Raw genomic sequence first — 21,962 nt, forward strand, 5'->3', positions numbered from 1 at the left:
CGCCGAGGGTAGCGCGTGACCAGGGTGCGGTGGTGCGGATCGGCTCGCGCCGGACGAGTCGGCGGATCCGGCGTCATACTGGGTCTGTGGCCGAACAGGATTCGGCGCCGCGGGCGCCGGTGTCGGGAGCCGATCCGGTTCCCGACCGCGTCGTGACGGAGAAATCCGTCCCGGCCGCCGCGCCCCGCCCGGCCGGCGGCCCCGTGGCGGAACCGCGGAGTGCCGGTGCGCTGGCGCCGGAACCGGGTCGGGCGCCCGCCGCGCTGCGCGATCTGGTCGAGCAGGGTGTGCTCGACGAAACCCAGCTGACCGCGGTGGTCACCGCGCTGGAGCACGAACGGCCGCGGCCCACGCCGGCCCGGCTGCTGGCCGAGATCGCGGCCTATGCCGGGGCGGGCCTGCTACTGAGCGGGCTGGTGCTGATCCTGGTGGAGTCCTGGGACGATATGGCCCAACTCGGCCGGTTCGTCCTGTTCGCGCTGGTCGCTCTCGGTTTGATCGTGGCCGGTGTGGCGACGGCGGGCGGTCGCTCGGTGTTGTTGCGGGCGGCGTGGCGGTCGGTACCGGATACCGGGCACACCGCCCGGACACGGCTCGCGGTAGTCCTGTTCGTGCTCGCGTCGGCGAGTGTGGCCGCGGCCGCGGGGTCGGTTTTCGACAACGGGGATGTCGGTGGTGACAGCACCTGGGTCTATGCCGCGGGGGCGGGTCTGCTGGCGGCCGCCGCCGGTTATGCCGCGTTGCCCTCCCTGCTCGGTCTGCTGGTGTGCACCGGATTCAGCGTGGCGCTGGTGGTGGGCGTACTGGACGAGGTCTTCGACCTCGACGACAGCTGGGTCGGCGGCGGGGTACTGGCGCTGGGTATCGGCTGGCTCGGTCTCACCCGCGCCCGGGTGGTGCTCGAGGTGTGGGCCGGGTATCTGGCGGGCGTGGTCCTGGCGGTAGCGGGTGCGCAGACCGTGGACACATTCGACGGGATGTGGCCGGCCTACGCGCTCACGGCCTTCGTCGCGTTGGTGAGTTTCGGTGTCTACGCGACCGACCGCTCCTGGGTGCTGGTGCTGGGCGGCGCTGCCGCCCTGACTCTGGCGGCGGTGGAGGCGGTCGCGGACTGGACCGGAGATTCGGCCGGGGCCTCCGGGGCGATCCTGGTGATCGGCGCGGTGGTACTGGGGATCGGCAGTTATCTGCTGGCGCGGTCCACGAAAACTGTCGGTTAGCCGGGCGGACGAGGGGACTCGCGGGCCCGGGCGGGGCATTTGCGGCGGGCTCTGGCCTCGGCCGGGGGCCGGGTGTATCGTTTTGATTGGACGTCCAACTATTGGAAGCCCGCAAAAACGATCTTCGTGTGACGGACGGCCGCAGCGCCGCGCCCGCCACCCCGACACGAGGCAGGAATCGCATGGTTCGAGAACTCACACATTTCATCGGCGGGCAGCACGTCCCCGGGACCTCCGGCCGGTTCGGCGATGTCTACGACCCGAATATCGGCGAGGTGCAGGCCCGGGTGCCGTTGGCGAGCCGGGCCGAGGTCGAGGCCGTTATCGCCGATGCCGAGGCGGCGCAGCCGGCCTGGGCCGCGACCAACCCGCAGCGCCGGGCCCGGGTGCTGATGAAGTTCTTGACCCTGGTCAACGACGAAATCGACTCGCTGGCCGCACTGCTGTCCAGTGAGCACGGCAAGACCATCCCCGACGCCAAGGGCGATATCCAGCGTGGCCTCGAGGTGATCGAGTTCGCGGTCGGCATTCCGCATCTGCTCAAGGGCGAGTACACCGAGAGCGCGGGCACCGGGATCGATGTCTACTCGATGCGCCAGCCGCTGGGCGTGGTCGCCGGGATCACCCCGTTCAACTTCCCGGCCATGATTCCGCTGTGGAAGGCCGGCCCCGCGCTGGCCACCGGTAACGCCTTCGTACTCAAGCCCTCCGAACGCGACCCGTCGGTGCCGCTGCGGCTGGCCGAACTGTTCCTCGAAGCCGGTCTGCCCGAGGGCGTGTTCAACGTGGTCAACGGCGACAAGGAGGCCGTCGACACGATCCTGCACGATCCCCGGATCAAGGCTGTCGGATTCGTGGGCTCCACCCCGATCGCCCAGTACATCTACGAGACCGCCACCGCGAACGGTAAACGCGCCCAGTGCTTCGGTGGCGCCAAGAACCACGCCATCGTCATGCCCGACGCCGATCTCGACGATGTCGCCGATCAGCTCATCGGCGCGGGCTACGGTTCGGCCGGTGAACGCTGCATGGCCATCTCGGTGGCGGTGCCGGTGGGCGAGGAGACCGCGGACCGGCTGGTGGAGAAGCTCACCGATCGGGTGCACAAGCTCAATGTCGGCAAATCCGATGATCCGGGCGCGGACTACGGGCCGCTGGTCGGGCTCGACGGTGTGGACCGGGTGAAGAAGTACATCCAGCAGGGCATCGACGAGGGCGCCGAACTGGTGGTCGACGGCCGCGGGCTCACCGTCGAGGGCGCGGAGAACGGGTACTTCGTCGGCGCGACGCTGTTCGACCGGGTCGGCAAGGAGATGTCCATCTACAAGGAGGAGATCTTCGGCCCGGTGCTCAGCGTCGTGCGCGCGGCCGACTACGAGGAAGGCCTGCGGCTGGCCAACGACCACGAATACGGCAACGGTGTCGCCATCTTCACCCGCGACGGTGACACCGCCCGCGATTTCGCGGCCCGCGTACAGGTCGGCATGGTCGGGATCAATGTCCCGATCCCGGTGCCGATCGCGTACTACACCTTCGGCGGCTGGAAACGGTCCGGGTTCGGTGACCTGAACCAGCACGGCCCGGATTCGATCCGCTTCTACACCAAGACCAAGACGGTGACCCAGCGCTGGCCGGCGGGATTGAAGGAGAGCAACAGCTTCGTCATCCCGACGATGGAATGACGGCCGTGTTCGCGCTCGACGAAGACGAGCGGGCCATCCGCGACACCGCCCGGGAATTCGCCGACGAATACCTGGCGCCGCACGCCGTGGAATGGGACCAGAACAAACACTTCCCGGTGGATGTGCTGCGGAAATCGGGTGCGGTCGGGCTCGGCGGCATCTACGTGGGTGAGGAGTTCGGTGGATCCGGGCTGCGCCGGCTGGACGCGGTGCGGATCTTCGAACAGCTCGCCACCGGATGCCCCACCGTGGCGGCCTATATCTCGATCCACAATATGGCGGCCTGGATGATCGACGCCTACGGCGACGACGACCAGCGCCGGCAGTGGCTGCCCGGGCTGACGGCGATGGACCAGCTGGCCAGTTACGCGCTCACCGAACCCGGTGTGGGTTCCGATGCCGCCGCCCTCACCACCCGCGCGGTACGCGACGGTGACGACTATGTGGTCAACGGATCCAAGCAGTTCATCTCGGGCGCGGGTAGCAACGACCTGTACGTGATGATGGTCCGTACCCAGGACACCGGGGCGCGGGGTATCTCCACGCTGGTCATCCCGGCCGATACGCCCGGCCTGGAGGTCGGGCCCAACGAGAAGAAGATGGGCTGGAACGCCCAGCCCACCCGGCAGGTGATCCTCACCGACGCGCGGGTGCCGGTGGCCAACCGGCTCGGCGCCGAGGGCGACGGATTCCGGATCGCCATGAACGGGCTCAACGGCGGGCGGCTCAATATCGCCGCGTGCTCGGTGGGCGGGGCACAGGCCGCGCTCGAGAAAACCGTGCCCTACCTGGCCCAGCGCAATGCGTTCGGCGCCCCGCTGCTGAACAATCAGGCGCTGCAATTCGAACTGGCCGATATGCGGACCGAACTCGAAGCCGCCCGGACCCTGCTGTGGCGGGCCGCGGCGGCGCTGGACGCGGATGCCCCGGACAAGGTGGAACTCTGCGCCATGGCCAAGCGGTTCGCCACCGATGCCGGTTTCGAGGTCGCCAACGCCGCGCTGCAACTGCACGGTGGATACGGTTACCTGGCCGAATACGGCTTGGAGAAGATCGTCCGCGACCTGCGGGTGCACCAGATCCTGGAGGGCACCAACGAGATCATGCGGATGGTCGTCGCCCGGTCGATGACAGCGTCCGTGGCGGGTGTGTCGTGACCGGCGGACGCCCGGCGGCGAGCGCGAAAGGATATGAATGAGCGACGAACCCGAAGTCCTGGTCGAACAGCGCGGCGGCCTGGGCCTGATCACGCTGAACCGGCCCAAGGCCATCAACGCCCTCAACCACGCGATGACGCTCACCATCACCGAGCAGCTACATGCCTGGGCCACCGACGATTCGGTGCGGACGGTGGCCATCAGTGGCGCCGGTGAGCGCGGTCTGTGCGCGGGCGGCGATATCGTCGCCATCCACCACGACGCCAGGGAACAGCAGGCGGCGGGGCATGTGGGCGCGGCGGCGGATTCGGCGACCGGGAAGTTCTGGCGCGACGAGTACATTCTCAACGCGCTGATCGGCCGCTATTCGAAACCGTATGTCGCGGTGATGGACGGGATCGTGATGGGCGGCGGGGTCGGCCTGTCCGCGCACGGCAGTCACCGGATCGTCACCGAACGGTCCAAGGTCGGAATGCCGGAGGTGGGTATCGGATTCATCCCCGATGTCGGCGGCACCTACCTGCTGTCCCGGGCACCGGGTGAACTGGGCACGCATATCGCGCTCACCACCGCGCGGCTGGGGGCCGGGGACGCGATCGCCACCGGTTTCGCAGACTACTACGTACCCGCCGACCAGATCCCGGCGCTGCTGACCACCCTGGAGTCCGAGGCCGCGGATATCGCCATCGCGAAATTCGCCGCCGAGGCCCCGGAATCGGCGCTGGTCGCGCAGCGCGACTGGATCGACGCCTGCTACAGCGCCGATTCCGTCGCCGAGATCGTGGCCCGCCTACAGGCCCACGAATCGCCGGAGGCGAACAAGGCCGCCACCGACATCCTGGGCAAATCGCCGGTCGCGCTGCAGGTGACGCTGCGGTCGCTGCGTTCGGCGAAGGGCACCGGCAGCCTGGAAGCGGTGCTGAACGAGGAATACCGGGTGTCGATCGCCTCGCTGGCCTCGCACGACCTGGTCGAGGGCATCCGCGCCCAAGTGGTCGACAAGGACCGCAACCCGCAGTGGTCGCCCGCCACCCTGTCCGATGTGACCACCGCGCAGGTCGACGGATATTTCGCCGAACTCGGTGCGCGGGAATTGGGTTTGACGATTCCGGAGGACAACCAATGAGCAAGACGATCGGCTTCCTCGGCCTCGGCCATATGGGCGGCCCGATGGCGGCCAACCTGGTCAAGGCCGGGTACGACGTACACGCCTTCGACCCCTCGCCCGCGGCGCAGGAGCAGGCCCGCGCCGACGGGGTCGCCTTGGTGGACACCGGCGTCGCCGCGGCCACCGGGCGCGACATCGTGATCACCATGCTCACCAACGGCAAGCTGGTGCGCACCGTGTACGACGAACTGCTGCCGGCCGCGAACCCGGGCACGCTGTTCGTCGACTGTTCGACCATCGATGTGGCCGACGCCCGTGCCGCGGCCGCGGCCGCGGCGGCGGCCGGGCACCGGGCCCTGGACGCGCCGGTCTCCGGCGGTGTCTCCGGCGCGGCCGCCGGAACGCTGACCTTCATGGTGGGCGGGGCGGATACCGATTTCGCCGAGGCGCTGCCGGTGCTCGAGGTGATGGGCGCCAAGGTGGTGCACACCGGTGCCGCCGGAAACGGGCAGGCGGCCAAGATCTGCAACAACATGATCCTCGGCATCTCCATGATCGGCCTGTCGGAGGCGCTGGTGCTGGGTGAGAAACTGGGCCTGAGTCATCAGGCGTTCTTCGATGTCGTATCCACGGCCTCGGGGCAGAGCTGGTCGCTCACCACCTACTGCCCGGTGCCCGGGCCGGTGCCGACCAGCCCGGCGAACAACGACTACAAGCCGGGGTTCGCCACCGCGCTGATGAACAAGGACCTGGGTCTGGCGGTGGAGGCGTTGCGCGCCAACGGTGTCGAGGGCCGGATCGGGCAGCTGGCCGCCGAAATCTATCGTGAGTTCAACGAGACCTCGGGCGACCGGGATTTCTCGGCCATCATCACCGACGTACGCGAACGCAGCGGCGGAACCGGTCCGGCCGAATAGCCGGCCCGGTGGCGCGCAACGTCTCACCGTCCACCGTGAGTCGGTAGCGGAGCCGTGGGGGCGCCCCCTCGCGAAACGGTGGGGCCGGCACAGGGACCTGTCGTGTGCCAGCACGGCAGGTCCCTACCCGTCGAGCCGGGGATCGGCGGCGGGCTCCGGCGGACCTCAGCTGAAGTGGTAGGTGTAGCTCCCGTAGCGGGGTTTGTCGCTCCCGGCGTCCTCCCACGTGTAGGCGTAGGTGCCGATGTGGTCCAGGCGGAAGCCGGTGTCGACGTACACGGTGAATCCACAGCGCCGCGCGCGCTCGGCGAACGCGAAATCCTCGCCCAGATACCAGTGATTGCCGTCGCCTTCCGGTAGCAGCATCGGTAGGAAATACGGGACAATGGGAGTGCCGAATCCGAGGTTGCACACGGGCAACTCCTCATGTTCGGCGACCTTCTCGTAGACCTCCCGCCTGGTGTGCAGAAAACCTGTTCCGACGTAGCGGACTTCGGTGAGACCGCCGCCTTCGCCGAGGACGAACTTCTCGGTGCCCGGCAAGATATGACAAGCCAGTGCGCGCGTACCTTTCTTGGCGTACACCCCACCCACCAGTGGAAGGTCGTGGGCGCGTAACCGGTCCACCGCGTCCGGGTCGAATCCGATATCCGAATCGATCCACATCAACTCGTCGAAGCCCTCGGCCAGCGCATCGGTGGCCATCTGACTGCGGGCCTGGTCGATGGCGGAGGAGCCGTATCTGCGCCACACTCGGTAGCCGCGTCGTTCCAATCGCTTCAATGCCTCGTCACAGTCGTGTTCGATGTGGCTGGCGACGGGTACCAGAACAACGCAGCGCGAGGGATCCATGACGATTTTCAGCCTTCCGAGAACACCGTGATCGTGTCAACCGTACCGCTGAGTTTCCGGCGGGGCGCGCGTACGGATGCCTGTCCAACAGGCCATCGGTCCCGCTTCGACCACTGTTCGAAAGGCGGAATTCCGGTGTTCGATTCCCGGATGGGCCGCGTGCACCGACCGGACCCTGCACGCGGCTGTTCGGGGAATGTTTGCCATCGAGCAGGTCATTTCTGCCCAATTCGCCTGTGCGCCACTGCTGATTAACCCCCCTCGGCTGTAATTGCGCGAGCGGTTCTGCGAGGAGGTGGCGGTGATCAGCACAGCGTCTGCCGGCGTCCTGTCTCGATGAGCCTGTACCTACCGGAGGAACTGCGCTGGCTCGGGTGGATCGCCGGAGCGGAGTGGCCGGACGGCGACGAGGACACCGCCTGGGCGGTCTCCGCGGTCTGGAAGGACGCCGCGAACGAGCTGCTCGCGCTGCTCGCCGCCGTCGACGAAGCCAAAGAGGCGACCATGGCGGCCTATCCCGAGGGTGCCGCCCGTGCCGAGATGGGGGCCCAGTACGACCGGTTGCGTACGGGGGACGCTTCACTCGAGGCCCTCGGCAACTACCTGCTCGAGACAGCCGACTCGACCTTCGACTTCGGGACCGAGCTGCAGTCGCAGAAGCTCACCATCATCATCACTCTGTGCTGGCTGGCCATCGAGATAGCGCTGGCCTGGCTGTTCCCGCCCACCGCGCCCGCGGTGGAGGCCGCGGCGGTCGGCACCACCCGGGCGACCCTGCAGGCGGTGGCCACCTCCGTCCAGCGGGCGATCCAGAACCTGGCCGCCAAACTCGGTGCGCCCACTATCCAGCGGAGCTTCTGGAAGAGCCTGCCGGCCGGTAAACCGGTGCTGCCGACCGCCAAGGGCTGGGGCATGTTCGGCAGCGAGGTGATCCAGGGCGCGGCCGAGGAAGCGCTGATCAACGGCGCCATCCAGGCGGGGCAGATGGCCGCCGGGAAACGCGACGAATTCAACGGCGAGGAGTTCGGGTACAGCGTCGCGGCCGGTGGTTTCGCGGAGCCGATCGGCAGTGGCATCGCCAAGGGGCTCAACAAAGGATTCTCGGGCGGATTCGGGAAGTATTTCGGCGGTCAGCTCGAGCACTGGTGGGGTCGGGCGGGGCAGAACACTGTGGTCGGGGCCGCGGCGGACGGTGGCGCGGGAATCTTCGGCAGTCTGTTCGTCTCCGCGATCTCGGGGCAGAGCCTGGCGGACTCGCTCACCGGGATCGGTATCGCCGGCGGCTTCATCCAGGGCGGCCTGGTCGGCGCGGCGGGTCCGTCGACTTTCGGTTTCGGCCCGATGGGGTCCGGCGGTCAGCCCGCGGGCTTCCCGTTCGGCCGCAGCGGGCCCGAATTCCCCGAGGGCCCGGGGGACGGGTCGGTACCGGGTTCGCCGCCACCGGAATACTCGGAGCAGGAGGGGAAGCTGTCCGGTGACGGTCCGCGCGCCCTGGTGGAATCGGGGACGACGATGCGCGGGGACGGGTCCGGGCCGGCACGGCCGGGCGGGCAGCCCACCGTACCGGCCGGTGGGTCGCCGTTCACCGCGGGCGGGCCGCCCGGATCGCCCATCGGGTCGCAGTATTTCTCCAACGGTCGGCAGTCTTCCGACAACGGGCCGGTATCGCCGGGGCGGCAGTTCTCCGATCCCACCGGCTTCCCGGCGGAGAACTCGAATACTTCGGGCCACCGGAACAATGTCCTATCTGCCGTTCCGGGGTCGGCGATATCGCCCGCCGTCGGGCAGTCACCATCTCCCGCCGTCGGGCAGTCACCGCGGTCCGGGCCCGGCGACATCCGCGGCGGGCCGGCGAACTCCTCGGCACCGGCGGTGGATAACGGATCGGACGGCACCGGTGCGGGAACCGGCGGCCGGCCGCAGCCGAGTGATCCGGGTGCCGGGGGGAACAGCACGACGGCGGGGTCGACCGGCGGCACCGGCGACGGTGCCGGACCGGTAGGTGACGATCGCGGACCCGGGAGCGAGGACGGCCGTGAAAGCGCCGGGCGGGAATCACTTGGTGGGCACTCTCCGGACCAGGCTGCCACCGTCGGTGAGAACTCGCCGGCCCCCGGTGATCGGCCGGGGGAGCAACCCCGGCCCTCGGGCCAGGAGCAGCCGGGCGAGTCCGGGCACCGGTCGGAGCGGCCGGGTTCGGGGACCGGTGCCGAGCCGGCCGGCGGATACGGTGATCGCGGGGATACCGGTGGCCGGTTCGGTGACGGGCCGGTCGCCGGGGGCCCGCACCAATCGGTATCGCTCCCGGATTCGTCCACAGCCCCGGTTTCCGGCCCGGCGCAGCCCACCGGACCGGCGCAGCCCACCGGGGCGGGGCAGGCGACCGGGGCGGGGCAGCCCGCTTCGCCGGCCCAGCCCGGAAAAACGGAAACGGCGGCCGGACAGTCGAATTCCGCTGGAAGCAGGCCGGGTTCGGCGTCATCGGCCGCGAGCGCCCCATCCGCGCCGTCGGATTCGACACGGGGTAGCTCGGCACCGGCGAACGCTGTCGGCAGCGAACCCAATTCGTCGCCCGGTGCCGGAGCCGACTTCGATATCGCTCCGCCGGAGCGAGCGTCCGCCATCGAGTCCGTGCACTCGACCGAGCAGCCCGGCGATATCGACCGGGCGGGGACGGCGGGAGCCGAACAGGCCGACGACCGGGATTCGCAGTGGTCGCCGAGTGGTTTCGAACCGTTCCTCTCGGTGAGCGAGGGCGAGGAGTTCGTCCCGCTCGTCGATCCCGCGATGCCGTCCCCCGCCCCGCTACCGTCGAGTCCGGTCCCTCATTCGCCGGTACCCACGACGAACAACCCGGCCCAGCCGCCGCCACCGGCCCCGGCGCAGCACCCGAGTTCCTCCGCGCAGCATCCGCCACCGGCGACCCAGAGCGGTCAGCAGTCCACCGCGAACCCGGCGGAGAGCGAAACGGTGCGGCCGAAGCGGACACACTCCGATACGGAGGCCGAGCCGGCGCCGTCGCCGAAGAAGCCGCGCACCGGCGAACCGGCGGCGGACCCGCGGCTTTCCCCAGTGCACCCTGTGCCCTCGGTATCCGACGCGCAGCCGAATCCGCTCGCACAACCCGTTCCGGTGCCGATCGAGGCGGGACCGCGGAGCGCGCCGCCGCAGCGCCGCCCGCCGGAACGCCCGGACCCGCGGCCGCCGGTGGCGCAAGGCCCCTCGACACAACCGGACACCGCGTCGACAGTGGCGGCACCGCCCCCGCCCACCCGGCGCCGGCCGCCACCACCCATGCTGCTGACCAACCCGTCGAACACCCGTGTGTACGGGCCGGGTCTGCTCGCCCCCATCGAGAACCCGCAGGCCCAGCAGACATTGGAGGACGCGCTCCGCGACGAGGACGGAAACTTCCTCCACTACGCCGACCCGCGGACGCACCCCGCCGGCGGTACGCCTTACGGCACACTGATCAACCCGGGCGGTCCGGCCGTGCTGGGCCGCGGCAACAACTGTCCCGATTGCGCGATGTCGGCGCTGGCGAGTTTCTTCGGCCGCCCCGAGGTCGCCGCCCCGCGCTACCCGGACATCGTGGACGGTGTCGTCGACACCATGATCCAGGAGCCGAAGGCCCTCCAGCGGGTGTTCCATATGCTGCGGACCTACCCGGACAGTTACCGGGACGGCCGTCGGTCGATCCCGGAACAGTTCGCCGCCCTCCACGACTGGATGACCCACCTGGGCGAGGGTTCGGCGGCCTTCGTCAACAACGAGTGGCACCGGACCGATCCCGCCACCGGTGCACCGCTCTTCGCGAACGGCAGCCCCGAGACCTCCTACGCTCACGCCACGGTCATCGTCTATCCCAAGGGCGCGGCGGGCCCGGTGTGGTGGGATCCGCAAACCGGCGCGATGTCCGACGGACCGCCGCCGCATATGGTCCGGAACACAACCAAACTCGACTTCATCCCGATCCCGCCGGGCCGCAGCATGGTCGCCGACACTCCCGCCGCGCCACCGCCCGCCCCGGCCGTACACCAGCCGCCGCCGGGCCCGGTGACACCCCCGGCCCGGACGCTCCCGGATCCACCGATGCGGCTGCCGAACCCCGCGGCCGGCCGGACCTTCGGCCCGGACCGGCTCGCTCCGGTCGAACACCCCGGTTTGCAGAAAGTCCTGGCCGACGCGCTGAGCGACGGCAACGGCGGGTTCGTGGCCGGCGCCGATCCGCGGACCCATCCCAGCCCGGAGAATCCGTACGCACGGTTGATCAACGCCGGTGGTCCGGCCCTGCCCGGCCGCGCCACGAACCGGTTCGACGCCGCGATATCGGCGCTCTCGTCCTTCCTCGGCAACCCGCAGGTCGCCGCGCCACGGCACGCCGACGGCGGACCGGGTCTGTACACCCACACCGACGAGCACCAGGGTTATCTGCGGGCCACGCAATGGCTGGGGACCGGGCCCAACCATTTCGACCCCGCCCTGCCGATACCGCAGCAGTTCACGAATCTGCACAACTGGGTGCACCATCTGGGTCCGGGAGCCGCGTCGCTGGCCTTCCGTGTCGTCCCCGAGATCGATCCCAGGACCGGGACGATCGCGCGTGATCCACAGAACCGTCCGGTGACGAGCATGCAACCCCTGGTGGTCGTCTATCCACCCGGCGCCGACGGCCCGGTGTGGTGGGACCCGGTGACCGGGGAGACCTGGGACCATCCGCCGGCGAGCGCGGTGACGACCACCGCACGGCTGGGGTTTCTCGCGATACCGCCGGGCCGGACCGTCGATCCACCCGCGGCGCCACCGGCGGCGGGCAGTTCCACGACCGACACAGCGCCGCGCAGCCCGGCCGGGCGGGACGGCACGGCAGCGGCCGGGACGTTCGAACCGCTACGCGAGCCGAGCGGGAACGCCGGCACCGAAGCCGAATCCGCGGGGACCGAGCGGCCGTTGCCCGAGCCCCGGCCGGATGAGTCCCCGGCGAAGAAACCACTGCTGGAGGCTGCGCAGCAGGTGTCGTCGGGCCCCCTCGTGCAGCAGCCGGGACCCCGCCTCGGGAATCCGGTACCGGTACCGCCGCCGGCGCCGCATCCGGGTTCGCAGCAGGATATTTCGCCCCGGCCGCGCCTGAACCGGCCGTGGCCGCCGCGGCTGTTGGCGGATGCCTCGGATGCCCGGATGTTCGGGCCGGGATGGCTCGCACCGCTGGAGGACCCGGCGCTGCCGCAGGAACTCGACCGGGCCATGCGCGATTCCGGGGGCGATATCGTCCGATACGCCGATCCGCGAACCCATCCGGCCGGCGGAAGACCGTACGGTGAGCTGATCAACCCCGGCGGTACGACCACGCCCGGCCGCGACAAGAACTGCCTCGACTGTGTGATCTCGGGGTTGCTGACCTTTCTCGGAAAGCCGAAGGTCGCGCTGCCGCGCTACCACCGGATCGTGAACGGTGTGGTCGATACCGTCGGCGGTGACGGTCTCGACCAGTTCCGGCTGCACCGGATGCTCGGCAATCAGCCCAACGATTTCAACGACGGTACGCGTACCATCCCGCAACAGTTCGCCGCGCTCCAGGAGTACGTGACGAATCTGGGCGAGGGCTCGGCGGCCTATGTGCAGATCGTCTACCAGGCACGGGATCCGTACACCGATAGACCGCTGTCGGTGAACGGGCAGCCCGTTCTCGGCTCACACGCGACCCTGATCGTGTACCCGGCGGGTGCGCCCGGTCCGGTGTGGTGGGATCCGCAGGGCAATATCGCCTCCGACCGGCCGACGTTGCGGCTGACGCGGAGCACGGTGATGATGCGGTTCATTCCGGTGCCACCGGGGACCACGGTGCTGGACGATCTCCCCCCGGGACAGCGGCCCGCACCGCCGGAGGCCCCGGTGCCGCGGCAGCCGGTGCGGGTACCGGTGCTCGCACCGGTACCCGCCCGCCCGGATCCGCCGCCGCGGTTGGCCAACCCCTCCGACAGCCGGCGCATCGGCAAGGGGGGCCTAGGCGCGGCCGAGCACCCGGGGTTCCAGAAGGCGCTCGAGGACGCCATGCGCGACGGTGACGGGAATTTCGTGACCGGGGCCGATCCGCGTACTTTTCCGCGGCCGGAGTATCCGTACGGGCAGATGGTCAATCCCGGCGGCACGGCCCTGCGGGGTCGCGACACCAACCGGTTCGATGCCGCATTGTCGGCGCTGGCGACCTTTCTGGGTAAACCAGAGGTCGCCGTGCCCCGTCAGCCCGATCCGGCCATTCCCGGCGACGACCGCGCGGACGAAACCGGCGGCCAGGACCGCGCGGTCGCGTGGTTGCGCAGTGACCCGGCCGGTTTCGACGACGCACTGCCGATGGCCCGGCAGTACGACGCACTGCACAACTGGGTGACCCATCTCGGGCCGGGCTCGGCGGCGCTGGTCCTTCCGGTGAAACCCCGGCTCGATCCGCAGACCGGCTCGCCGCTTCGTTCCCCGGACGGCAGCGTCGTCCTCGGCGGGCCGGAACCCCTCGTGGTCGTCCACCCGCCCGCCGCACCCGGGCCGGTGTGGTGGGATCCGGTGACCGGGGAGACCTGGGACGCGCCGCCGGAAAGCCTGGTGGCGGAGACGGGAGAGCTGACCTTCGTCCCCATCCCCGCGGGCCGGGTGATCGGCGATCCGGCCGGGAATCCCACGGTGACCCCGGCCGCCGGTACCGCTACCGGCGGCGGGGCCGATACGGGTCTACTCGGTACGAGAACAGGCGACGACCCCCGGTACCCGCCGTGCCGGAATTCCGGCGCCGAGCCCGCCTCGATATCCGGCCGACCGCGACAGGACCCCGCCGGCACGCCTTTCCGGCTATCGGGCAACCGTGCTGCCGTATCTGTCGATCAGGTGACCGGCGACTCGCCGGTGAACCCGGCGCGGCGGCCGGACCCGGCGGGTACCCCGTTCCATTTGCGCCGGCGGATACGCCACTGGCTGCATCGATCGGAGGTGGAGCCGCCGCGGGTGGAGCCGGCGACGCGGTCGCCCGAGCCACCGCGAGCCGAACAGTCCATACCCGACTCGGAACGCCCGGTGCCGGAGCCGCCCGCGTCCGCGTCCACTCGAGCCCCCGCTCCGGCACCGCCCTCTGCACCGCCCTCGCCGCGGCCCGGACACCGCCCGCCTCTCGCGCAGGTGCTGGATCCGACACGGAGCCGCGTTTTCGGCACGGGCCATATGGCTCCGCTGGAGAGCCCGCAGGCCCAGCGCGCGCTGGATCAGGCGATGCGGGACCAGGACGGCCACGTCGTGGTCAACGCCGATCCTCGGGTCCACCCGGCCGGTGGCCGGCCGTACGGTGAACTGATCAATGCCGGTGGCAAATCCGTGCCGGGGCGCGACACCAACTGTGTCGACTGCACTCTGTCGGCGCTGTCGACCTTCCTCGGATACCCGGTCGTGGCCGCGCCCTCCTATTTCCACGTGGTCGACGGCCTGGTGAGTCCGACCTACGGCGAGACCGCCGGGCTCGACCGGGTGGTCCACATGTTCCGGACCGAGTTCGAGTCCTACGCGCACGACGGCCGGTCGGTACCGGAGCAGTTCGCGGCCATCGGCTCGTGGATCGAACATCTGGGACCGGGCTCGGCCGCGTTCGTCACCAACCGCTGGCAGGCGACGGATCCGGTGACCAAGGCTCCGCTGTTCGAAGCCGACGGTTCCCCGAAGACCGCCGGTGGACACGCGGTGGCGATCGTCTACCCGCCCGGTGCCGACGGGCCGGTGTGGTGGGACCCGCAGAGCGGCGAGATATCGGGGGATCCACCGGCCGAGATGGCGACGAAATCGGCGAGCGTGCGGTTCTTGCCCATCCCGCCCGGTCGTACGGTGGCCACCGAACCACCCGCCGGCAACCCCGCCCTGCCGGCTCCGGGACCGGCGTCGCGCCCGCTGCCCGCGGTCGGGCCGCGGCGGCGGCGACCGGCCGCGATGCTGCTCTCCGATATCACCGACAGCCGCCGGTTCGAGCGGTTCCACCTCGACCGGCTCGAACACCCGGGACATCAGAAAGCCTTGCAGGATGCCCTCCGCGACAGGCGCGGGAATTTCGTGGCGGGTGCGGATCCGCGCTCCTATCCCACCCCTGACCTGCCCTACGGAAAACTGGTCAACGCCGGGGGCCCGACGACGCCGGAACGCCGATACAACAGGGTCGACGCGGTATTGTCGGGGCTGTCGTCCTTTCTGGGCAAGCCGCAGGTGGCGGTACCGCGTCATCCCGATCCCGGGCTCGGCCTCCACTATCACGACGACGAGAACGGCGCCCTGCACCGCCTGCAGTACTGGGGTAGAACGAATCTCGGCCGGTTCGGGTCCGAGGTGGGTCCGGAGTCGGCGCATTTCGGGGCACTGCACGACTGGGTGGGCGGGCTCGGTCCCGGCTCCGCGGCGGTGGCCGTGATCGGGCTCGGCACGGTGGACCCGCATTCCGGGCAACTCGTCTCCACCTTCGACGACGAGACCGAGATGCTGTTGGTGGTCTACCCGGTCGACGCCGCGGGGCCGGTGTGGTGGAGCCCGGTGACCGGGCAGACGTGGGACGCACCGCCGGTGCACGCGTACCCCGAGACCGTGGACTTCCGGTTCCTGGAGATACCGCCCGGCCGCCGCATCATCGATACGCCGTTCGCGCAGCGCAATGTCGGGCCGCTGGTCCGGCCGGAATTCGATCCGCCGCAGCCGCCGGCACGCCTGGCGGATCCCGCGGCCGCCCGTGACCCGTTCTTCGACCCGGTCGACCCGGCCGCGCAGCGGGCGCTCGAGGACGCTCTGCGCGACAGTCGCGGAAACTATGTCACCGCGGCCGATCCGCGGACGTATCCCACACCCGAGAACCCCTACCGGACACTGGTGGAGGTGACCGACCCGCCGTCTCCCGCGTTCGGTCTCAACAAATTCGACGCGGCCATGGCGGCGGTCTCGACCTTCCTCGGGACGCCGCTGGTGGCCGCGCCGCGGCAGCCGTCCGCGGGGTCCGACGACGAGGACATGGGCGCCGGCGACGGTCTCGACCGGCTGCTGGGCTGGGCGAAGACCGGCCTGAACACTTTCCCGGAGAGTCCTGTGGTGGCGCAGTTCGCCGCACTGCACGACTGGGTCGCGAGTCTCGGTCCGGGCGCCGCGGCGGTGGCCGTGAGCGCGACCGTCGAGGTGGATCCGAATACGGGGACCTTCGACCGCGCACTGCCCGAGGACCAGCTGGTCGTCACCGGTGCCGAAGCCCCGGTGGTCGTCTTCCCCAAGGGGGCGGCGCAGCCGGTGTGGTGGGATCCGGTGACCGGCGAAGTGTCGGAACACCCGTCCCCGGCCTTGATCCAGCGCACCCTGCACCTCAACTTTGTCGCGATACCACCGGGCCGGACCGTGGCGCCCGCCCGGGCGGTACCCGGCCCGGCGCAGGCCGTCGCGGGCGACCCGTACTTCGACCACCTCTCAGAAGGAGCGAATGATGAATCCGCCGTTGCAGACCGAGGACCAAGTACGGAACTACGTGCGGGAAGTTCTGCCGGGGGACCACCGGTATCTGATCGGCCGGATGCCGGTGGGCGCCTGGCTGCTCCAGCCGGAGACCACCGAGGAGGACTGGGAGACGGGCCGTACGGTCGGGATGTCGTGTCTGGTGGTGAACGCGGAAACCGGCGTGATCCTGCAATATCCGAGCTGGTCGGGTTCGACGGTGCTGGACGACTACACGGAGGCGGCGACCACCGGCCGGGAACCGGCGGCACGGCAGATCTATCCGCGCCGGAACAGGGTCGAACTCCTGCGGATCGCGGAAACCGCGGACCTGATCGAGTATCGGATCGGCGTCCGCTCGGCAGGGAAACCGGCGGCGAGCTTCTCGATGGTGATCGACAAGACGACACGCCTGCCACAACCGACGAGCACCGACGCGATGGTGGCGGCGTCGTGGGCGGCCTGGCGCCAGGAGCAGGACGGGGTGTGGCCGGAAATGGGGACGACGGAATATTGAATGCCGTTCCGGGGCGGCGCTTCTACCACGGGCACGGCCGTCCACAGCGCCGGCGTCCGGTCGAGTGGTCGCTGCCGGCGGATTTCCGGGCCCCCGAGGCCGCGGACGTGACGTGGTTGCCTCCGGGCGCGACGCCTGCGACCCCCGCTCCCGATCCGGGGCCCGCGGCCGAGGACGCCCGGGTACCGGACGACAGCGGTGCGGCGGAGCCGCCGGAGGTGGACAAACCCTTCACCCCCTGACCGGGGCGTATTCGCGCGCTCCTCGAGCCGAATTCGCCGGGGCGCCACTGCGAATTAAGCCGGATGCGCTGGAATGGTTTCGGTGTCGGCCGTCAGGGAGGTAGCGGTGAGCCAGCAAGGTCGGATGGTCACGGCCCGGCCGGTATGACGCTCTATCTACCGGAGGAACTGCGCTGGCTGGGCTGGATCGCCGGAGCCGAGTGGCCCGACGGCGACGAGGACAAGGCCTGGGCGGTCGCCGCGGCCTGGGAGGAAGCGAGCCACGAACTCACCGCGCTGCTCGTCAAGATCGATCAGGCGAAGCAGGCGACCATGGGCGCCTATCCGGAGGGCGCCGCGCGCACGGAGATGGGTGCGCGCTACGACCAGTTCCGCAGCGGCGATCACTCACTAGAGCAGATCGCGAATCTGATGATGACGCAGTACGACTCGACGTTCGATATGGGCACCGAGTTGCAGGCCACCAAACTCACCATCATCGTGACCCTGTGCTGGCTGGCGATCGAGATCGCCTGGGCCTGGCTCTTCCCGCCGACCGCCCCCGCCGTGGAGGCCGCCGCGATCGTCTCGACGCGCTCGGCGTTGAAGTTCATCCAGGACGCCGTGCAGAAGACCATCTCCAATATCGCCCGGCGGCTGGGCGCGGCCGGTTCGCAGACCAAACGGCACTTCTGGAAAGAGCTCGCCAAGGGCAACCCGGTCTGGCCGACGGCCAAGGGCTGGGGAGTGTACGGCGCCCGCGCCATCGAGGGCGCGGTGGTGCCGATGGCGATCAACGGCAGTATCCAGGCCGGCCAGATCGCCGACGGCAAACGTCACGAGTTCAACGGTAAGGAGTTCGGCCTGGGGGCCCTCGGTGGCGCGGCCGGCGCGATTCCCGCCCGCGAATTCGGCCGGTATTTCGGCGAACTCGTCGACCACGGCCTCAGCAAACTACCGCCCAAACTGGTTTACAACCCCGGCATGGGCACCTTCCGGGGCATGTTCATCGGCGCCACCTCGGACGCTTTCGGCGCGGTCTTCGGCAACCTCGCCACCGCGCTCGCGGCCGGCGGTGACTTCTCCGCCTTTTCCAACGCGCCGGGCTGGGTCGGCAATATCGCCCAGGGCGGCATTGTCGGCGGGGTACGTGGCGGCGCGTCCTTCAACAGCTATATCCCGAAAACGGCCGACGGGTTCACCGATGTGTCGGCGTTCCGGTCGGAGTACTGGTTCCGGGGGCAGGCGTGGCGTATCCCCAAATACGAGGGCCCCGGCCTGTTCGCACCGAGTTCGTCGGATGGGGGACACAACGGCGGTGATGGGGGTCGCGGCGGTGGTGGCGATGGGGGTCGCGGCGGTGGTGGCGATGGGGGTCGTTCCGGTGGTGACGGGGGTCGTTCCGGTGGTGACGGGGGTCGTTCCGGTGGTGACGGGGGTCGTTCCGGTGGTGGCGATGGGGGCCGGAGTGGCGGCTTCGGTGGTGATCGGGGCGGTGGCTTCGGTGGTGATCGGGGCGGTGGCTTCGGTGGTGATCGGGGCGGAGGCATCGAGCTGAACAACATCCAGGGGAACAGCGGGCAGGTGGGCGGTCCCGGCGGGAACCCGGGCGGGTTCAGGTCCGATCACATGCCTCAGAGCTCGTGGTTCTCCTCGGAGTCCTCGCTGTCCACCGCGGGTGGTGTTTCGCCCGGCGGGAACTGGACGCCGGGCTCGGGTGGTGCCGTCGTCGGCGGAACGCCGATACAGGGCTCCGACGGCGCGATGATGTCGGGCGCTCTGGGCGGGGACGACCGGAACGGCGGATTCGGCGGGCAGTTCGGTCCGGCGGGCGGCAACGAGGGGTTCGGTGGTCGGTACGGCCACTTCGGTGGTGATGACGGGATCGGTGGGCAGTTCGGCCAGATGGGTGGTGACGACGGATTCGGCGGTCGAAACAGCCCGGCGGGCGACAACCACGGGTTCGGTGGGCAGTTCGGGCCGGTGGGCGGCAATGACGGGTTCGATGGTCGGTACGGATTCATCTCCGATTCGGGTTCGGACAACACCGGATCGCCACCGGGGGAATCGCAACCGGGCACGCCGCGGCCGGATTCGCCCACGGTGCAGCATGTTTCGCCGCAGACCCAGCCCTCACACCAGCCCCCACCCCCACCGGGGCAATCGCATACCGTGCAGCCGGCGGGTCAGCCGCAGTCGTCCACTCAGCAGTCCGCCGCACAGTCCTCCGCCGCCCAGCAGCAGTCGTCGCAGTCCACGCAGCAGCCCTCCCGGCAACCCGATCCCTCGAGGTCCGTACCTCCGGCCGGGTTGTCCGGCGATGGCCGGCAGCAGGAATCGCAGTGGTTCGGTGATACGGACTCGGGATCGGATACCGGCTCGCTGTCCGGGCGGCAGTCGCCTTCCGACGGTTCGTGGGACCCCCGTCAGGACTTCCCGCTGCCGCCCGGGCGGGAGTCGTGGGACCGGGAGTCGCTATCGGACGGTTCGCAGGATTCGGTGTCGCTGTCGCAGTTCCCGCTGCCGCCCGGGCGGGAGTCGTGGGACCGGGAGTCGCTATCGGATAGTTCGCAGGATTCGGTGTCGCTGTCGCAGTTCCCGTCACCACCGGGCGGCCATCAGGGCCCACCGCTGCGGCCGGACCCGCCGCCCGTGGCACCGCGTCCGGTGTACCCGCCCGGGTTCTTCCGGGATTCGGAGGGTGAATCCGGGCTGTACCGGGATTCGGACGACGGGTCCGGGTTCTATCGGGACGCCGACGACGACTTCGGGTTCTCTCGGGATACGGACGATGAATCCGGACCGTCGCGATCTGTTTCGCCGCTGTCGCGACCTGTTTCGCCGCTGTCCCGGCCGGTATCACCGCTGTCGGACTCCGACGATTCGGTGTCCCTGTCGAATTTCCCGCTGCCTCCGCACCAGCAGGCTCCGCCGGAACCGCTGCAGCAGCACGGTCCTCCGGCGCCGTGGCGTCCGCCCCCGGCGCCGCCGGGTCAGCAGGGTGCGCCACCGGCGCCGTGGCGTCCGCCCCCGCCTCCGCCGGGGCTGCCGCAGCAGCAGGGTCCGCCGCCACCGCCACCCGGCCCACCGCCGTCCGGGCCCCTGCCCCCGCTACCCGGAGCCCCGCCGGGCCGGCCACCGGTGCCGCAGCCACTACCACTGTGGCAGCTGCGGGGCCTGGAGCCCGGTTCGCGAGAGGCCTACGAGGCGTACCGGGACGCGTACGCGGAGCGGGCGAACAACCCGATCCACGACGAACTCGGCGAGGGCAAGGATGTGCGCGGGAAGCCGCGGCCCCAGCGCTGGCCGATGAAGGTGCCGTATCCGATCGTGGACTTCCAGGGGCCGGATGTGCCCACCGGCGACTGGTTGCCCGAGGGCGCCGTCCCGCCGGATGACGAGCCGGACGATCCGGCCGATGAGCCGCCCGGCGCCACTCCGCCGCCCCCGGTCATCGATCCGGAAGCGGCGGTGGACCCCTCGGCGACGATCGGCCCCGGGGCGGAGATCGGCGCCGGTGCGGTGGTGGGCAAGGACGCCGAGGTGCACGAGGGCGCGGTCGTCCACCCCGGGGCGCAGGTGCAAGAGGGCGCCGTGGTGGGCAAGGACGCCGAAGTGCACAGGGGCGTCGTGATCCATCCCGGTGCGGTGGTGGGCAAGGGCGCGGTGATGGGCGACGGTGCGGTGGTGCTGCCCGGCGCCGTGGTGCCCGACGGCGCGGTTGTGCAACCGGGCGAAGTGGTGGGTGGCGCCCCGGGGAACGACTCCGCGGGCGTGGATGTGCCGTTCACATTGACGTGATGCGGCGGTGACCAGCGGAAAGAGAAGGAGATCCGATTATGGTGGATCGTGTCGAAGTCGACCCCGACCAGCTCGAGCGGGCCGCGGTGCTGACCCAGGAACTCGCCGATTCCGTGCACGGCGTCGGCGAGCGGCTGCGTGGCCGGCTCGACGGGCTCGAGGACGAGGCCGATAATCAGCCGTGGGGTAACGACGCCTTCGGCGAGAAGTTCGTCAACGGTCAGAACAACGACGGCTACGGCACCTCGAAACCGAATCTGCTCGAGGGTGTCGACGGTATCTCGGGGACTTTCGGCGCTTTCGCCACCGGTCAGCGTGACGCGGTGGGGCAGTTGCGGTCGATGGACGAGCAGTTCTGAGCCCGGTCCGCGCGGGGTGGTGTGCCGAATTTCCTTGCGCGCCACTCGGTATTCAATGTGCTGCGCTGTAATCCGGGAAGTGGCCCGCGGTGCGGGTCCACTCCCGGACCGGAAGGACTGAGGTAGCGCCGTGGTGAACGAACGTCTGCAGGAAGATATGGCGACCATGCTCGCCGGACTGAGCACTCAGATGCGTGGTATCGCCGAGGTGCAGAAGAAACGCTCGTTGCTCACCGCGACCGCGCTGGTCTGTGAGAAGCGGATCGAGGTGACGGTCAATGCCGACGGTCTGCTGATCGAGACCAGGTTCGCCGAGGACGTCGCCGACCTCACCATGGACGAGATCGCCGAGAACATCACCCTGGCGGTGCAGCAGGCGGCGCGGGAGGTTCAGGTCAAGGCCCGCGAACTGATGAATCCGCTACTGGAGCATCGCGGTTCGCTGCCCAAGCTGTCCGAGATGGTCGAAGGGGCACCGGATCTGGGCGGGCTGATCCCACAGCCGACGCCCGCCCCGACGGTGGCGCCGAGTTCCCCCGAATGGCCCGGCAACGCATCGGACGACCCGGACGACGCGGGGCCGCGGTCGGTGGTCGCGGACCGAGACTGACAGAGCACGCCCGGCGCCGGCCGATTCTCGAT

General features: G+C 69.9%; 10 protein-coding genes. 9 read left to right on the top strand and 1 reads right to left on the bottom strand.

The window, feature by feature from the left end:
- Positions 1 to 86: 86 nt before the first annotated feature.
- The 5 genes from NF4_RS33290 to mmsB all read left to right on the top strand — a co-directional run bounded on the left by NF4_RS33290 (position 87) and on the right by mmsB (position 6,084).
- The gene (locus NF4_RS33290; RefSeq protein ID WP_063131378.1) at positions 87 to 1,220 is read left to right on the top strand and encodes a DUF2157 domain-containing protein; all 1,134 of its coding nucleotides are present in this window, start codon (positions 87 to 89) and stop codon (positions 1,218 to 1,220) included.
- Between the two features lie 182 nt (positions 1,221 to 1,402).
- Entirely contained in the window at positions 1,403 to 2,902 is a 1,500-nt protein-coding gene (locus NF4_RS33295) for a CoA-acylating methylmalonate-semialdehyde dehydrogenase (RefSeq protein WP_063131379.1), read from the top strand.
- Between the two features lie 5 nt (positions 2,903 to 2,907).
- Positions 2,908 to 4,059 (top strand): acyl-CoA dehydrogenase family protein, encoded by a 1,152-nt coding sequence (locus NF4_RS33300; RefSeq protein WP_063131403.1) that lies wholly within the window; start codon positions 2,908 to 2,910, stop codon positions 4,057 to 4,059.
- A gap of 37 nt (positions 4,060 to 4,096) precedes the next feature.
- Positions 4,097 to 5,185, top strand: a complete 1,089-nt coding sequence (locus tag NF4_RS33305; RefSeq protein ID WP_063131380.1) for an enoyl-CoA hydratase/isomerase family protein — start codon at positions 4,097 to 4,099, stop codon at positions 5,183 to 5,185.
- A complete protein-coding gene (gene mmsB, locus NF4_RS33310; RefSeq protein WP_063131381.1) occupies positions 5,182 to 6,084 on the top strand; it encodes a 3-hydroxyisobutyrate dehydrogenase in 903 nt (300 codons plus the stop codon). Before NF4_RS33305 ends, mmsB begins: the two co-directional genes overlap by 4 nt.
- 165 nt (positions 6,085 to 6,249) lie before the next feature.
- Here mmsB and NF4_RS33315 read toward each other — a convergent pair whose 3' ends face one another.
- Positions 6,250 to 6,936, bottom strand: coding sequence for a hypothetical protein (locus NF4_RS33315; RefSeq protein WP_063131382.1), 687 nt, complete (start codon positions 6,934 to 6,936; stop codon positions 6,250 to 6,252).
- 336 nt (positions 6,937 to 7,272) lie between these two features.
- Between NF4_RS33315 and NF4_RS33320 the strand changes: the two genes are divergently transcribed.
- The 4 genes from NF4_RS33320 (at position 7,273) to NF4_RS33335 (ending at position 21,930) form a co-directional block, all read left to right on the top strand.
- Positions 7,273 to 17,181 (top strand): toxin glutamine deamidase domain-containing protein, encoded by a 9,909-nt coding sequence (locus NF4_RS33320; RefSeq protein WP_063131383.1) that lies wholly within the window; start codon positions 7,273 to 7,275, stop codon positions 17,179 to 17,181.
- A 144-nt stretch (positions 17,182 to 17,325) separates the two neighbouring features.
- Positions 17,326 to 20,961, top strand: coding sequence for a WXG100-like domain-containing protein (locus tag NF4_RS39885; protein ID WP_063131384.1), 3,636 nt, complete (start codon positions 17,326 to 17,328; stop codon positions 20,959 to 20,961).
- 38 nt (positions 20,962 to 20,999) lie between these two features.
- A complete protein-coding gene (locus NF4_RS33330; protein ID WP_063131385.1) occupies positions 21,000 to 21,320 on the top strand; it encodes a hypothetical protein in 321 nt (106 codons plus the stop codon).
- Positions 21,321 to 21,453: 133 nt separating this feature from the next.
- Positions 21,454 to 21,930, top strand: coding sequence for a YbaB/EbfC family nucleoid-associated protein (locus tag NF4_RS33335; protein ID WP_157120735.1), 477 nt, complete (start codon positions 21,454 to 21,456; stop codon positions 21,928 to 21,930).
- Positions 21,931 to 21,962 lie beyond the last annotated feature (32 nt).

The sequence above is a fragment of the Nocardia fusca NBRC 14340 genome (assembly GCF_001618425.1).
Classification (GTDB): Bacteria; Actinomycetota; Actinomycetes; order Mycobacteriales; family Mycobacteriaceae; genus Nocardia; species Nocardia fusca.